Here is a 14,840-nt window from a genome sequence, read left to right as displayed (position 1 = left end):
CACCAGCGTACGCCCCGCCCCCGCCACAGAGCGATCACCAGGTCGGCGCCGCTTGTGACGCCGACAGGCGAGCCAGAGCCTGCCGACTCGGCCAGGACCCGGTCGCCGTAACAGCCACCGGCTCGGCCGCCGCCCGGCGCCGTGCTGCCGGGGCCAGGCCGCCCCCATCCACCCAACAGCCCAGCTAGGAGCCGTCATGTCCGCTCACACCCCATCCCGACACTTCCCCCAAGGGGAACTCCCCGCAGGGGACACGCCGCTGGTCGTGCCCCGCACCACCGACCCTCGCCGCACGACCAACCACACCCTCATCGACATCTCCCACCGCCTCCGACCACGCGACTACACCATCGCCGCCCTCCTCGACGAGCACACCACCCTCACCACCGAACACCTCACCTTGATCCTGTTCGCCAACCCCACCACCTGCCGGCATCGGCTTCAGCTCCTACGCCGCCTCGGCTTCATCGACCGGTTCATCCGCAACCGGCCCGGCGCACCCAACCCGGTGTGCTGGCTACCCGGCCTGCTCTCCGCGCGGTACACGGCGCTGGCCCGCGGCGAGGGCCCACCCACCGCCAGAGCCCTACGAGAACGCCAGGACCGGGTCTACTCCAGTCCCACCCTGGAACACCTGCTGGCGGTCAACGACGTCTTCGTCTCCCTACTCGTGCACGCTCGTCACCAGCCGAGTACGGCGCTGACCCGCTGGTGGTCCGAACGCACCACGGCGGCGGCGTTCGGCCACCGCATCAAGCCGGACGGCCACGGCGTCTGGACCCACGACGACCAGGAGACCGGCTTCTTCCTCGAACTCGACCGCGGCACCGAGCCGATCGGCCGCCTGGTCGACAAGCTGGCCTCCCACCGCAAGCTGCGCGCCGAGGGCGGACCGCAGTACCCGATCCTGTTCGCCCTACCCAGCCGGCTACGGGAGCAGAACCTGCACCGCAAGCTCGCCGACCGGCCCGAACCGACCCTCGTCGTCGCCACCACCTCACCGGAATCCGGGCCTAATCCCGCCGGGCCGGTATGGCGGCTGGCCGGCAATGGCCGCCACCGGCTCACCCTGGCCGACCTGCCCAGCAGCCACGGCCAGCCTGGCCCCCTCACCCCCGGACCGGCACGCCCGGACGACCACCCGCTCCGGCTGCTACTCCACTCCACCAGCTGACGCCCGCCGGCTCACGTGGAGCGGGTACTCGTCGCCTGCCGCGCCACCGGCGACGTCCCATCGCATGCGGTGGTCATCCACCGCCTGAACGTGCGCAGGTGCTGGCGTGGCCACGTCGCCTGCGTTCCGCAGCTCAGCGTCGATATAGTCGGCGTTGCGGCGTGAAGGCGCAGGTCAAGGCGTTGCGGCCTGGTGGAAACCGCGAAATCGCCTAGTGACACGCCTGCCTGTGTATAACTGTTATGAGCTGCTGGTCTATGCCGGGTCTCATAGTCGGTGTACGGTCGTGCCTCGTGTACGTGAAGGCGTCGACCCGCAAGACCCGCGACGGGCAGACGATCCGCTACCTGCAGTTGGCCCACAATGAGTGGGACCCGGCCGCGAAGGCGTCCAAGACCCGGGTGTTGTACTCGTTCGGCCGTGAGGACCAGCTCGACGTGGCCGGTATCCGCCGCCTGGTGGACGCGTTGTCGCGGCTGCTGGCCCCGGCCGACGCCCTGGCCGCGGCCGCGCCGGCCGGGTTGTCGTTCGAACAGTCGAGGCCGCTGGGCGGGGCGTGGCTGCTCGACGGGCTGTGGCGCCGTCTGCGTATCGACACCGTCCTGCGGCCGCTGGTCGGCTCGGCGCGGCGGGAGGTCGACGTGGAGCGGGTGCTGTTCGCGCTGGTCGCGAACCGGGCCCTGGCGCCGTCGAGCAAGCTGGCCGCCGCCGAGTGGATCTGCCAGGACGTGCACCTGCCCGGCCTGCCACATGTCACCGACGACGCCTGCTACCGGGCGATGGACCAGCTGATCGAGGTCGAACCTGCGTTGACCCGCGGTGTCTACGACCAGATCGCCGACCTGCTCAACCTCGAGGTCGACCTGCTGTTCTTCGACACCACCAGCACCTACTTCGAACTCGACGAGGCCGACGAACCGCTGTGGCGCGACGCCTTGGGCAAGGTCGTGGCCGAAGGCGACCCGGCCGCAGTCAAGCAGGCCGGGTTCCGCACGCATGGTAAGAGCAAGGACTCCCGCGACGACCTGCCCCAGGTCGTGGTCGGGATGGCCGTCACCCGCACCGGTATCCCGGTGCGGGTGTGGTGCTGGCCCGGCAACACCGGTGACTCCGCCCTGATCCGGCAGGTCAAGACCGACATGCGGGAGTGGAGCCTGGCCCGCATCGTCTGGGTCGCCGACCGTGGCTTCGCCTCCGCTGAGAACCGCCGCTTCCTGCAACAGGGCGGCGGGCACTACATCCTCGGCGAGAAGCTGCGCGCCGGCACCAGCGAAGCCGACGCCGCCCTCGCACGGCAGGGCCGCTACGCCACCGTCGCGGACAACCTGCAGGTCAAGGAAGTCAACATCGACACCGACGACCGGTTCGTCATCTGCTACAACCCCGAGGCCGCCGACCGCGACGCCGCCGTCCGGACCCGGCTGATCGCCCAGCTCACCGACCTGATCGACGACACCGACCGGCTGTCGGCCACCAAACGCGCCGAGCTCCGCGGCGTGATCTCGACCAAGCCCGGCCTGAACCGGTTCCTGCGCGTCACGCCCAAGGGCCTGCTGCGCATCGACCAGGCCAAGGTCAAGGCGGAGCAGCGGCTGGACGGCAAGTACCTGCTGCGCTGCTCCGACCCAACACTGTCCGCCGAGGACATCGCCCTGGGCTACAAGCAACTGCTCGAAGTCGAACGCGGCTGGCGCGACATGAAGACCACCCTCGACCTGCGCCCGGTGTTCCACCACCGCGAGGACCGCATCCGCGCCCACATCCTGCTCTGCTGGCTGGCCCTGCTGCTGATCCGGGTCGCCGAGACCGAAACCGGCCGCACCTGGACCGCGATCCGCACCGAGATCGACCGGCTGCACCTGGGCGTGTTCACCGGCCCCGCCGGCACGTTCGCCCAGCGCACCGAGCTGTCCCAACCCCAGAAGGCCCTGCTCACGAAGCTGAAGATCACCGAACCGCCTCGGATCTTCGACGCCACACCCGCAACCGCCTGACCTGCAACAACACAACTGCCTAGTGACACGCCCAGTCACCGGGCCTACCGGCGTTTGCCCAGCTCAAACCCCAAATTCGCGGACTATATCGACGCCGAGCTGCGGAACGCAGGCGTCGGGGCCGCTCCGGCCCCCACCAGTCGAACCTGGAGCTGGCCCGGCACTCATCCGGATGAACTTCGGCGTCATCACGCTCATGGTCGCCACCCGGTGAGCCTCCGATCGGCGGCGACGAAGGCACCCCCTACTGGCGACCCCTCATCGGCAAATTCGTGCGCCTGATCATGACGCCGTCCACGGTCGAGACCCGGGCGGCCGGCTCGGCGCCGTTCGGGTAACTACGGGGTCGCTGGAGTTACCGATCTTCGCTGTTAAGGTGGCCTGCCAGCTGAGCCTCAACCGGCCGTGCAACGGCGATGACTACGTTCGCGCTGGCTCAGCGCTAAAGATCGTAGGCCGAATCGCAGCCCTCTCGTCATGCCGGAACCTCTGTTGGCAGTTCACAAGACCGCTGTGCGAGCACCGAAGTGTAAGCGTCGATGTTCATAGCTGAGACGGTGCCCATCTGTTGAAGCCGGGCAAGGAGCCGCATCGCGAAGAAGGCTAGGCCGACCTCGGCGTCCGCGGTGACGAGGCCGGGATCCGCGGTGGTGTGTTCGGGTAGCTCGAACGCGCCGTGTTCGAGACCGCAGCCGAGGTCGATACGCTCGTCCTCGGTGAGATTGTCCAAGCCTCTGCGCAGGGCGCGGCCGAAGGGTGGATTCCAGTCGCTCCGGCAGGCCAGCAGGCCGCCGAGGATTCGTGGCGGTGGCTTCGGATTGCTGACGGTGCCGCCTGCGTGCACGATGGGTGCGGTTGTCCGATGCAGCCGGCGGACGCTGGCCACCTTTTCCCCGGCCTCGCGCAGATATTCGAGGTCGAGTTCCTGCTTGGCTTCGAAGACGGCGTAGACGCTCTCTGCGGGCAGGAAGAGAGCACCGCCCATCTCCCAGAACAATGGGGTGAAGTGCCGGTCGTATACGACGACGTCGAGCTGGAGGCTTTGGTGGCCGCAGCTGTCGACGACGAAGGCCTTGTCGACGGCGTATCGCCTCGGTAGGAAGTCGCGAAGCATCGTGATCCATTCGGCTTCGCTGCCGTCGCCGATGGTCGGCATGTGACCGACGAGCTCCGGTGCGGCCTCCATGACGGCCCGCAGGCGCTTCGACTTCGCGGCGAAGGCGGTGCGCAGGTTAAATGGCCGGTTGTCGTCGGATTCGGCGATCAAGAAGACTCCCTTGTCGTTAGGGCCGTGGCTTCGGCTTCCAGGCTGGCTGCCGTGTCCTCGGTGATCGCCACCTCAGCCTCGTCGATCTGGACGGGGTTGATGGCGGCCACGGGCCAAATGTCTTGGCAGATTGCAACGCGGCCGTAGACATGCGAGAGCCCCTGGGCTGGGTCGGCGAGGACGACGAGTGCTACTGGCCCCTGGGCGAGGCGGGCGATGGCTGCGAGGGCGCGCAGGTCGGTCCGGCTCGGGCCGATGTCAGCGGGATGGGTGTGCCATTCGCCGACGTATCCCACCACGGGCGGGGCAGCGCCGCGCCCAATGGCCAATCGGGCTTGTGCTTGGCGGTGGCGCCGCAGGTAGCCGCGCCGGCTGCTCTGCGGATCCGCGACTGTGACCGTGCGGGTGACCACAACGAGGTTTGGTGTGCGGAAGCCGAGCAGGATGCCGCCGGTTTCGTGCGGAAGCGCCGCCATCCCGTCGGCGATCGTCGCGTCGAAGGCTTGCCGGGTGATGAGGATGTCGCTGTGGTGCGTACTCACGGATCCTGCCCTTCGGCGAGGGCACGTTGTTCGCCAGGCACGGCGGTGCCGGGATTCAGCAGCAGGCCGATGGTGTGGCGGACGGCAAGGGCGGCGGCCTCCCACACCGCCGCCGGTGGTGTCTGGCTGATGGGGCTGCCACACCCGGTTTCGTAGACCTCGCTTTGGGGTGGCGGCAGTTGCGGGAGTGGCAGCGGCTGCTCGCCGTCACGGATGGGAGTGCGGTCGACTCGGATGGCGTAGCCGTCAGCGAGGACGCACACGGACAGCATGTGCCCGGCGCCAGCTCGCGCCGCCGCGGTAAGCATTGCGGTGGCGGTGGAGTCGGCCGTGGCATCGACGACAACATCGTGACCGGCGAGCAGGGTGAGAGCGTCGGCAACGGATCGCAGCCGATCGTCTTGCCACTGCACGGCACCAAACCGGGGACGTGTCTTGCAGAGGGCTTCCGCGACTGCACGGGCCTTCGGCAACCCGACCGCATCGCCGTCGAGCAGGTGGCGTGTGGTGTTGCCCGGCAGAAGGAGGTCACCGTCGATCAGCACCAGTTCCCCGACGCCGCTGCGATGTAGCAGGTCAGCGACCACCGACCCGATAGCGCCGACGCCGACGACCGCGACTCGTTTGCTGGCGAGCTCCTCCGCTCGGGGATGAGCGCGGATGGCGCGCGTGGCGAGGTCGTCGGGAGCCGTCTTCAGGGACTTCACGGTCACCTTGTCGTCCTTGTCGACGGCGAGCGCGAGTCCCAGTACTCCTCGAACGTCACGGTGGCGGTAGATCAGCATTACCTTCCGCAGGCCGTCGTCGTAGGCGCGGGCCAGAGCACGGGCACCGTCAGCATCAACGGCGGCGCAGAGATCGTCCCAGTCTCGGATCGGGCTGTCCAATTCCTTAGCGTTCAGTATCAGCACCGTGTCGGACGGCCAGATTCGGTGGCCGCTTGCGCGGCCCTGCCGGCGAGGCGCCGCTACTGGGCCGACGCGAAGAACGCCGTGCCGTTTCCGGCACAGCTGGAGCACTTTGCCCTCGTGGCCAGCCAGATTGCCGTACAGGATGAGGGCTCGCTCCGCCGAGGGGTGCAGGTACCGGTCGAGGTCCAGCGCGGGTACGTCGTCGCCCCACCCTGCCGCATCCTGGGCCAGCCAGGCACGGGCCTGGTCAAGCAACTGCTCGCCGTCGGCCCAGGGGATCCGGGTGTGATCTGCTTGGATGAACAGGCACATCGCACGGTCGAGGTCACGGTGCCAGCCGTTGCTGGCCTCGTAATAGTTGTCGGCGAACGTTCGCCCGGTTACCTGCTCGGCCCAGCCACGGCTCAGCGGCAAGACCTTCGGTGCAGTGAAGGGGAAGTCGTCCTCAAGGACGATCTCGACCAACGTCGTTCGCGCCAACCCGTTGCCTCTACTGGCTGGCTGGAACGTCAGGGCACCGCGCCAGCGGTCCTCTGGGCCGGCAACACGCCGGAAGCCGGCCTGGGCCAGCACGTGCAGGAGCGCGTCGCGGGCGACGGCCCTGCCGATACGCAGCGCTTCGGCCGCGTCGCTTCCTTCGACGGTGGTCATCCGAACCGGCGGTTACCTGCTGGGACGGTACGGTCTCCAGCGGTCACTGACGCGAACCTCTTGGCGGTACCGTCAGCGTTGCAGTCCGCGGGCATCGGCAACACGTAGTCATTGTCCCCTTGGTCATCGACGGCCTTACCGAGCAGATCACGAAACGTCTTCGCAGCAGCGCACCGATCATCGCTGGCCAAAGCCTCCTCGGCCCGATCGGCGGCGTCCAGAAACGCATTGGCGAGATCGCGCTTGTCCGCGTCCTCTGCCCGGACGACCACCTTCTCGCCCGGAATCGTCGGATCATCGAGCCCGAAGCCGAGTACGAACGCGTCGTGCAGGACGTTCCCGGTCTCCCGTAGGGCACTGGCGTAGTAGTCGGCCTGCGTCGGCCCCTCAACCAGGCCGGTGCGGAAGGCGTGCAGGGCGGCAATCTCGACGGTGAGCCCACCGGGCTTACGCTTACCCATCAGACTTCGGCGCGTCTGCCGCAGCAGCTTGATAGTCGGCACGTAGAAGCCGTCGAAGTTGTCCGCGTTGTTCAACTCAGTGGTCAGACGGGTCAGCTCGTGAGGGTTCGTCGCCTGCCAGCCCTGTGGATCGTCACCGTCCTCGCGCTTCGGCAGCTGCCACGCCTCGACGCCAGTAGGCGAAGTCCACGGCCGCGCCGGGACCGCGTCCACGTACAACCCGTCGTACTCCGGAAAACTCACCTGCAGGCTGCGCGCCTGCCGGCGTACCCGCGTCTTGCCGTCAACTGGCGGGAACGCCTTTCTCAGTACACGCTCGAACTCGCTCAGCAGCGTGCTCGGCAAGACGTCACTCCCCACCTCGGTCAGCCGGCCGAATACGTCGACGTCCTTGATCCGCCGGATGCTGACGTGCCGCTTGTAGCTACCGATGAGCAGCCGCTCGAAACCCCAACCCGCGATCACCGAATCGTTGGCGAGCGCATCACTCACCTCTGCATGAGCCAACGGCGCGTTCGTCTTGTCGGCCTCCGTCGGCTCAATGTTCCCCAGCGCGTCGTCGAACTGCGTCACCAACGCCGGCATCGCCTGATCTCCTCCACGTGCCACCTACCCCACGTCTCGACAGTGAGTGCCCGGTCGGGTGCCGTCCGTGAGCGAATCCATGGGGTACGCCTACTCTGGCAGCTTTATTCGTCCTGCTCACCGGGTATCGACAGTAGCGGGAGGGTCTGACAACAATGGCCGTTCCTCAGCTGACGGCCGGACACTACGAAGCGCACCAGCAGCCGCCCGAGCCCTCGGCCAGCGAGCACTCACCGTTCATTGTCGCCTCGGAACGCACTCTCATCGGCCAGATGCGGGTGCTCGGCACGGATGGCCCGGATCTCGGTCCGTGACGGAGCGTCACCCCTGACAGGGTTGATGGTGGTTGATTCCGACTACTCGATCAACAGAGCCTGCCAGTCTCAATACCGTGACCGGACGCCCGTTGTTACCGAAACCCCTGGCCGCAGATGTCCAGGCGTCCGCGACCTCGCCCTTACGGCGCGCCGACGTGATGCATGCCATCGTTGGTCGTGTCAGCTGAGCATGCCAGCGCCGACAAGCGCCGTGTTGCAGAGGTCGCGCAACGCGCGGATCTCTTCCACCATCGCGTCCGACAGGACGAGGCGCATCGCGTCATCCGTCGAGGTGAGCCGCTGGGCGAGGATCGCTCCGAGATCCTGGCGCATCATGGCGACGCGCTCGACATCTTTGCGTTTCTGACGCGCACCGCCGTGGTTGGCACCCTCGATGCGCCGGCGGTCGAACGCATTCCGGCCCTCGCTGTCGGGGATGAGATCCCGGATGTCGCGCGAAATCTGTGACTTGTGCACGTTGAGCATCCGCGCGACATGGACCTGCGTGATCGGGTTGCCGACGTCCTCCGCGGCTTTCATGATCGCAACGGCGAGACGGGCCCGGTCCTCACGCGAGAGCGTCCAGGCCCTGCCGCCTGTGGCACGCTGCCACTCCTTTACGGCCTTGCAAACCAGGCAGATTCCGGCGCCGATGCACCGGTGATCGGGAAGCGCAATACGGACATCAGGATGGACAGCAGAGTCATGTCCGTGCATGTGGGCCCCTCTGCGGGCAGGGTATAGCGCGCGACAGGATGGGTGGTACACAGACTTGATCTCGTTGAGGTCCCGGAACCTGTCAAGCCCAGTGGGGCTCTCCGGAGCGGGTGTCTGGTCCCGTGCAGCCCCTCGGGCTACCGATCGCGCTCAGGACGCCGCACCGGCGGCGTTCACCGCACGCTCCCGGTGGGAACCCGGGATCACATCCGTCCCACCACGGCCCTGCCCTTCTCCTCGCACATCCTGGCATCCGCAGACGTAAAGCCCGCAGGCTTCGTGCTGCTCGGCCGTGTGGTGTCATCGAGGGACGTAGTAGCCCTTGTGGCTATTGGCCTTGATGAAGTCCATGAGCGCTTCGCGGGCGAGAAACTTGCGCGAGCCGATGTTGACCCACTCGATGTCGCCCTGGTTCATTATCTGGTACAGCGCGGAGTAGCTGATGCCCAGCGCCTTTGCGGCGTCCTTGATACTCAGCAGCAGCGGCCCGGTGCTCGACAGGTTCGCCGGGCCGATGACGGTGGTCTGCTCGGCCTCGATGACGTCGACTTCGGAGGTGACGGTCTTCCACGAGCCGAAGTAGCCGTAGGGCTTGTCGAACTCCTCCTGTACCTTCTTGGCGGCGTCCTCCTCGCTGGTGGCGCGCACGAGGCGTTCGGCGACCTGCACGCGGGTGACCACGACCTTGTAGCGCATGCACGTCTCCCTGATCTCTCGCGTCGTGCGCACGACCCCGGGCGGCTTGGTGCGGGTGGCGACCCGGCGCATCGCCCGAGCGGTTGCGTCGACGCCGGGTTCGTCGGATTCCGTGCGCTGCCCGGGCAGGTTGATCGTCGGCCTCGTCGGCAGCGGCGAGCGTCCCCGCCGTGGCCGCACATCCAGCGCAGGCTCCCGGACTGACCCGGGCGGTGCGTGCCCGTGGTCGAGAAAGTAGCGCCCCACCTCGGTGATTGTCGCCGTCCACACCTTTTGCTTGCGGCTCACCACGAGCAGGCCGCGGTGGGACATTGCCCGCGCTGTGAGCTTGTGTGTCTCGTCCGGCCAGTTCCTCGCCGGGCAGCCGTCACCGACCCAGCGCAGCACCTCCAGCTGGCGCTCGGTCAACGCGACCGGCGGCGAAGCCATGGCGGTAGTCGACCACATCGCGGCGTTGTCGGCTGTCCCGCGTCGTCCAGTCGAGCCAGAGCGTGCCGCCGATCTCGACGGGTCAGGCTCGGGTCGGCTCCACGGTGACGCCGGCCTTTGCTGGTCAGGGTCGGGTCAGGGGCTGACCGCGTTCGTGGAACGACGGTTCACGCCTTGCCGCTGGCAGGCCACAGTTCCCACCGATTTGCTCGGCCCCGGCGAACCTCAGCGTCTGGGTACTGCTGCTGCAGTTCCTGAAGGCGCTGCACGACCTGCGCTATCGGCAACCCGGACGGCATCACCGCCAGCGGCTCGGGCTTCGGGGGCGCCGGGATGGCGTTACGCGCTCGGTTGGCGTCCGCCATGCGCGCGAGCATCGCCCGTGCCTCCTTCATGCGCGCACCCCACGCCGGCCAAGCTGGACAGGGGCCGTCGAACGGAGGGGTGACGTACCCGTGCTTGTGGGCGGGCATCGGACAGTCGGCACACATGTCCTCGGCTTCCAGCCGCGGCACGGCGAGCAGCTTGTCCAGTCGCCACTTCATGACGTCGTGGCGGGCCTTGAGCTTGGACCGCTCCTGTCGGTCCTCGGTCGCCTTGATCTGCGGCTGCAACTTGGGCAGCGCGTCACGCATCTCACGGACCTCGGCGATGCGCCGCTCCCGGTACCAGAACAACGTGGAGTGGCGCCGGTCGCGGGGAAGGTATCCGTTCGCGTCAACGACGTCCTCGGGGTCGCCCACGACGGGGGCTAGTTGGTCGACCGCAGACTGGTGTCCTGCCACCGCAGCCTCGAGTTCGGCAACCTCATCTGCTCGGCGCTTCGGGTCCATGAGGGGGAACGCCTCGCCCGAGCGCATCTTCGCCAGCTTTTCTGTCCTATACGCCAAGGCGCACTGATGCTCCAGCAGGGTAAGGCGTGCCTGATCCCGTTCAGGGTCGTAGCGTTTGAGGTTGTCCTGGCGCTGCTGCTCGCGCTTCGCACGCTTCCGTTCGAACTCTCGGTCCCACCGAGCCATCTCGGCTTCGAGCTGGCGCTTGGTCTTGCGTCGAAAGCCAGGCTCGGCCCGCTCCCATTCCTGCATGATTCGCTCGGCCCGTTCCAGATCGGCCGCCTGTTCCTCCATACGCCACGGATTCCAGAACTCATCTGCATGCAGGTCGATGAAGAGTTCCCGGGCCGCGACGCTTTCCTCGAACGTAGAGGTGGCCCCAGGCTTTGCGCGCCACAAGTAGGTGCCGTCGCTGTACACGCCCTCCGGCAAGGCCGCCTGATCGACCGTCATCGTCATGGCAGCAACTATGCCCCGTCTCGGACTCGCATGGACGGACACCACGCTTGAACGTCGGCGGGGTTGCCGCGAGCCATGTCCGTTGATGTTGGTCGCCCGCAGGTGCTCCGCGCCACGACAGGTCAGACGTCGCGAAGCGCCTGGCGCAGCATTGCGGTCTCCTTGCTGGTGGGCGGGCCGCGCTCGCGCTATGCCACTCAACGACCAGCCGCTGCCCGCTGGGCAGGGTGTAGGCCCAAACAGCCCGGCCGGCCACCGCGCTGCCGTAGTCATCGCCGCTGGCGCCCAGCGCGGCGACCAGCGGCAGACCCAGGTTCGTGGCAAGTACGTGCCACGGGTGGCCGAAGGTGAACACCTCAGACACGGGCAGGTCCGCGATCGACTACCAGACAAACTCGTCGATGACATTGGCCGGCGGTTTCATGGCCGCGGTGACCCGGTCGAGTGCCAACGGGTACGCCTCGAAGATCACCAGTTGCCCCCTGGGCGTCCGGGTCACTGAGCCAGCGGCGCATGAACCCGACCCGGGCCTCGTAGTAGCGGTAGGGACCGATCTCTTCGTCCACGGGGCCCGCAGGTAAGGGGTGGTCGCCATCCAGACGCTGTACGAGCCGAACTTGCGGATTCCGCTGGCCAAGATGCCGTCCCAGGCCTGGAAGATCGGCTCGTATCGGCCGGGATCGAGACCCAGCACCACCAACCGTGTCGAGGCAAGAAGCGCGCCGACGTACGGCTTGGAGAACCCACCACTCAGCGAGCCGAACGTCCGCTCATCGGCCAGAAGTGGATGCGCCACACGGTCGATGCCGGGTCGGTGGTAACGGAACGCCGCGAGGGGCTCGCCCAGCCCGTTCCTGTGGATCTCGCTGAGTCCGCTGGTGGGCTCGTGGCCGGTTGAAGCGTCGGACATACCTCGGCTCGTCTCACCATCCATCTGCACGGCGCTGGGCACGTTCGGCTGCACCTGGCTGTGCACGTTGGCTGGTACGCCGACACTTCCGGCACCTATGCCAGGTGCCACCGCCAGGAGCCGCGCAGACTGGCGGCCTGACCGCGGCGCGGCGTTCTCCAACGCGACCGAAGGCCGGGGCGAGTGGCGCAGAGTCCGGCGACGCAGCCTTGTGTCATCACGTGGGGCTACTCAACAACTACTCGATGGGCCTTGGTGTTGGCCACCAGTGCGCCAAGCCGATCCAACGGGGTCGTTACCACCAACGCCGTCAAGCTCGCGGCGCGCCCAACAGCGCAGGTTAACGGTGGTTTTCGGCGGATGCGCGCCGCCGGTTGGCCTGTTGGGTGACCGAGCTACGGTGAGGACTCATTTCATTGAAACCCCTTATGCACCACCATCCGGGCCACGGCGCCCACGACCGCGGTCGCAACCGCCCACCCGCCATCTGGCCGGTCGGCCTGCCCCGCCCGTAGGCGCCTTGCCCACCCCACAGCACCACCGCGCAGTCCACGCGCCCCGCCGCGGGCCCTTCCCGCGTGCCGCTGACCGCATCGCGGTCAAGCTCTCACCTCCCTCTCCCGGGAAGCCGACTTCGGCACGCCCGTGTCCCGCCACGCCCTGCGAGGAGGAACTCGTGCCCCACACGTCCCTGACTATCGTGTGCCTGCCCCATGGCACCCCCACCGACCAACTGGCCGCAACGGCCGCAATCCGCCTCGCGGCCACGCCGCTTACCAGTCTCGGAAGCGCCGGGCACTTTGTCGCCAACACTCGCTTCCACCGCGGCAGCCTTCTGCAGCCCCGGGAGAACACCGCCGCCGGCGGACCCCTCCGACTCTTGGACCTCGACGCGATGCGCGCCGCCGCGCACCGGGCCTACTGGTACCGCTGGCATCTCTGGAACCAGGTTGTCGCCGGCACCCGGCCCGCCCAGCCCTACTGGACCTTCCTCGACCGGCACCGCGACGCGCCGGACAAGTACCCGCTCGCCAAGGCGCAGCGGCACTACCTCGCCCAACCCCGGATAGCGACCATGCTCACCTACAACGCCCTGCCGAACAGGCTCACGGATCTGCCCACCAGCCACCTGGAGGCATTCCAGACCGGAGCGCACGGCTACGCCAACTACGGCTGGCTCTGCGCCATCCCGGGCAACAGCTTCCTCTGCCTCGACGGCACTCACCTGGTGGCCACCAGCGACCAGTACGCCACGCACATGGCCTACCTGGCCGAGGCCAACCACCGCATCGGTGGGCTGCACCACCGCGACATCCTCGTCGCGCTTTGCACCCGCTGATCCCACAGCACCCTCACCCACGCTGGCGAACCGGTCGACCCGGTTCGCCAGCCGGCGCCTGCGAGGCCTCACCCCAATTACATGGAAGGAGACCTTCTTGATGCATCTCGCACCGTCCGTGACGGCCATCCGCTGGGCCTCGATCGTCGTCACGGCGCTCAGCCAGTCCGTCGTTCTCACCGTGCTGCTCACTGGCCACACCATGCTGGCGGGCTTCATCGCCGTGTTCGGCATCGCCCTGCAAGCGATCGTCCTGGCCCTCTACAACGACCGTGCCGTACGCGCCACACGCCGCATCGCCGAACTGGAGTCTGACCTCGCGGTCGCGCACCTGGACCCGGTCACCGGGCTCGCGGTGCGCGGGGTCGCCGAACGGTACCTCGGTGACGTCGCCGGCATGGATGTGACCGTCGCGCTCATCGACGTCGACGGCATGCATGACGTCAACACCGCCCACACCCACGCCGGCGGCGACCTGTACCTTGCCGCGCTCGCTGAACGGCTCGTGCGCGTCGCTGAACCCGGTGACCTCGTCGCCCGCCTCGGCGGGGACGAGTTCGTCGTCGTGACGCCGCGCGACCTGCACGTGCTGGCCTGGTCTCTCGCCGCCGCGGTGGCGCCGCCGGTCGTCATCGACAGCGTCGTGCAGCCGATGCGCGTGAGCATCGGGTTGTGCCGCGGACCCGGGGGTGACCCGCACGTCGCCTTCGGCCGGGCGGACCGGGCCATGTACACGGCGAAGCGGCGCGGCGGCGGAATCGAGGTCTACGACCCCGGTCGCGATGGTCAGCCGCTTCCGCGCGGCGTGCGCCCGGCGGTCCGGCACCGTGACCGACACGCCGCCCGGCATACCGCCAACGGCTCCTGACCCAGCGCCGCTGGCCGCGCGAGCGGGCGCTGTGCGTGACGGGCGCAGAGTCCACCAGGTCGCCCGCCGGAGCCTCTGCGGCACTGGGTGGCCGTGCCCGAGCCGCCTTCTCTATGCAGGCATGCGCGCTGCCCGTCGCCACTGCCGGCACCGCGCATCGCTGACCGGCGGCGTTCGCTTGTCGGCCATCACATCCATTCGTAGGCCGTCGCCCGGCCTCACCTGCGCACCCCCTGTGCGCATCCAGGGCGCGGCCGTATCGCCGTGCCCTGGGCCCTTCGTTCATTGCCGATTCGGCTGACAGGAGGTGTGGGCCCGGCGAACCAACCAGACCGCAGATGACAGGAGTTGCGCAGTTGAGCAGAGTTATCCGCCACATCGACCGCGGTACCCGCATGATCGACGGAGTCGATGTGCACCTGACCGAGTTCGTGTCCGACGACGACGTCCGCAGCTTTGGCGTCCACCGCACCGACACCGGAGCCGATCTCACCGAAGATAAGCACCTCGACACCTGGCCCAACGACGACCACCTTGCCGACCTGCTCCACGCGCAGGCCGGCCAATGGGTTTGCGCGGACTGCGCGACGAGGTTCGACAGCCACCAGCGAGACCTCATCGCCGACCACGTCCGCGACTGCGAGACGGGCAACCGGACCGGGGCGGCGCACGGTGAGCGGTGAAGCG

General features: G+C 67.9%; 13 protein-coding genes. 5 read left to right on the top strand and 8 right to left on the bottom strand.

Annotation, left to right across the window (positions count from 1 at the left end; all coding sequences use genetic code 11):
• The first annotated feature begins 196 nt into the window (after positions 1 to 196).
• Together FHX32_RS20360 and FHX32_RS20355 are read left to right on the top strand one after the other, a co-directional pair.
• On the top strand, positions 197 to 1,174 hold the full coding sequence (locus tag FHX32_RS20360) for a replication-relaxation family protein (protein WP_167185339.1): 978 nt from the start codon (positions 197 to 199) through the stop codon (positions 1,172 to 1,174).
• Between the two features lie 293 nt (positions 1,175 to 1,467).
• Positions 1,468 to 3,168 carry an IS1634 family transposase gene (locus tag FHX32_RS20355; protein WP_167185129.1) on the top strand — a complete coding sequence of 567 codons (1,701 nt, stop codon included), beginning with the start codon at positions 1,468 to 1,470 and terminating at the stop codon, positions 3,166 to 3,168.
• Positions 3,169 to 3,643: 475 nt separating this feature from the next.
• Here the strand turns inward: FHX32_RS20355 and FHX32_RS20350 are convergent, their stop codons facing one another.
• The 8 genes from FHX32_RS20350 to FHX32_RS20315 form a co-directional block, all read right to left on the bottom strand.
• The gene (locus FHX32_RS20350) at positions 3,644 to 4,435 is read right to left on the bottom strand and encodes a DUF6602 domain-containing protein (RefSeq protein WP_167185336.1); all 792 of its coding nucleotides are present in this window, start codon (positions 4,433 to 4,435) and stop codon (positions 3,644 to 3,646) included.
• Complete coding sequence (locus tag FHX32_RS20345; protein WP_167185333.1) at positions 4,432 to 4,977, bottom strand: Mov34/MPN/PAD-1 family protein; 546 nt, start codon at positions 4,975 to 4,977, stop codon at positions 4,432 to 4,434. The genes FHX32_RS20350 and FHX32_RS20345 overlap by 4 nt, the downstream gene beginning before the upstream one ends.
• Positions 4,974 to 6,539: a ThiF family adenylyltransferase gene (locus tag FHX32_RS20340; protein WP_167185329.1), complete on the bottom strand. Its 1,566-nt coding sequence runs from the start codon at positions 6,537 to 6,539 to the stop codon at positions 4,974 to 4,976. The genes FHX32_RS20345 and FHX32_RS20340 overlap by 4 nt, the downstream gene beginning before the upstream one ends.
• Complete coding sequence (locus FHX32_RS20335) at positions 6,536 to 7,585, bottom strand: SMODS domain-containing nucleotidyltransferase (RefSeq protein ID WP_167185326.1); 1,050 nt, start codon at positions 7,583 to 7,585, stop codon at positions 6,536 to 6,538. The genes FHX32_RS20340 and FHX32_RS20335 overlap by 4 nt, the downstream gene beginning before the upstream one ends.
• Positions 7,586 to 8,082: 497 nt before the next feature.
• Entirely contained in the window at positions 8,083 to 8,619 is a 537-nt protein-coding gene (locus tag FHX32_RS20330; RefSeq protein WP_167185323.1) for a hypothetical protein, read from the bottom strand.
• Positions 8,620 to 8,919: 300 nt separating this feature from the next.
• Positions 8,920 to 9,744, bottom strand: a complete 825-nt coding sequence (locus tag FHX32_RS20325) for a helix-turn-helix domain-containing protein (protein ID WP_167185319.1) — start codon at positions 9,742 to 9,744, stop codon at positions 8,920 to 8,922.
• Positions 9,745 to 9,911: 167 nt separating this feature from the next.
• Positions 9,912 to 11,036 (bottom strand): hypothetical protein, encoded by a 1,125-nt coding sequence (locus FHX32_RS20320; protein ID WP_167185316.1) that lies wholly within the window; start codon positions 11,034 to 11,036, stop codon positions 9,912 to 9,914.
• A 382-nt stretch (positions 11,037 to 11,418) separates the two neighbouring features.
• Complete coding sequence (locus FHX32_RS20315; RefSeq protein WP_167185313.1) at positions 11,419 to 12,000, bottom strand: hypothetical protein; 582 nt, start codon at positions 11,998 to 12,000, stop codon at positions 11,419 to 11,421.
• 826 nt (positions 12,001 to 12,826) lie between these two features.
• Between FHX32_RS20315 and FHX32_RS20310 the strand changes: the two genes are divergently transcribed.
• From FHX32_RS20310 to FHX32_RS20300, 3 genes are all read left to right on the top strand, one after another.
• On the top strand, positions 12,827 to 13,285 hold the full coding sequence (locus FHX32_RS20310) for a hypothetical protein (RefSeq protein WP_167185310.1): 459 nt from the start codon (positions 12,827 to 12,829) through the stop codon (positions 13,283 to 13,285).
• 118 nt (positions 13,286 to 13,403) lie between these two features.
• Complete coding sequence (locus FHX32_RS20305; RefSeq protein ID WP_167185308.1) at positions 13,404 to 14,153, top strand: GGDEF domain-containing protein; 750 nt, start codon at positions 13,404 to 13,406, stop codon at positions 14,151 to 14,153.
• A gap of 356 nt (positions 14,154 to 14,509) precedes the next feature.
• Positions 14,510 to 14,836: a hypothetical protein gene (locus FHX32_RS20300; protein WP_167185305.1), complete on the top strand. Its 327-nt coding sequence runs from the start codon at positions 14,510 to 14,512 to the stop codon at positions 14,834 to 14,836.
• Positions 14,837 to 14,840 lie beyond the last annotated feature (4 nt).

Source organism: Micromonospora sp. CNZ280, from assembly GCF_011759515.1.
Note: the sequence above shows the minus strand (reverse complement) of the source record. Positions and strands in the feature narration are given on the sequence as shown.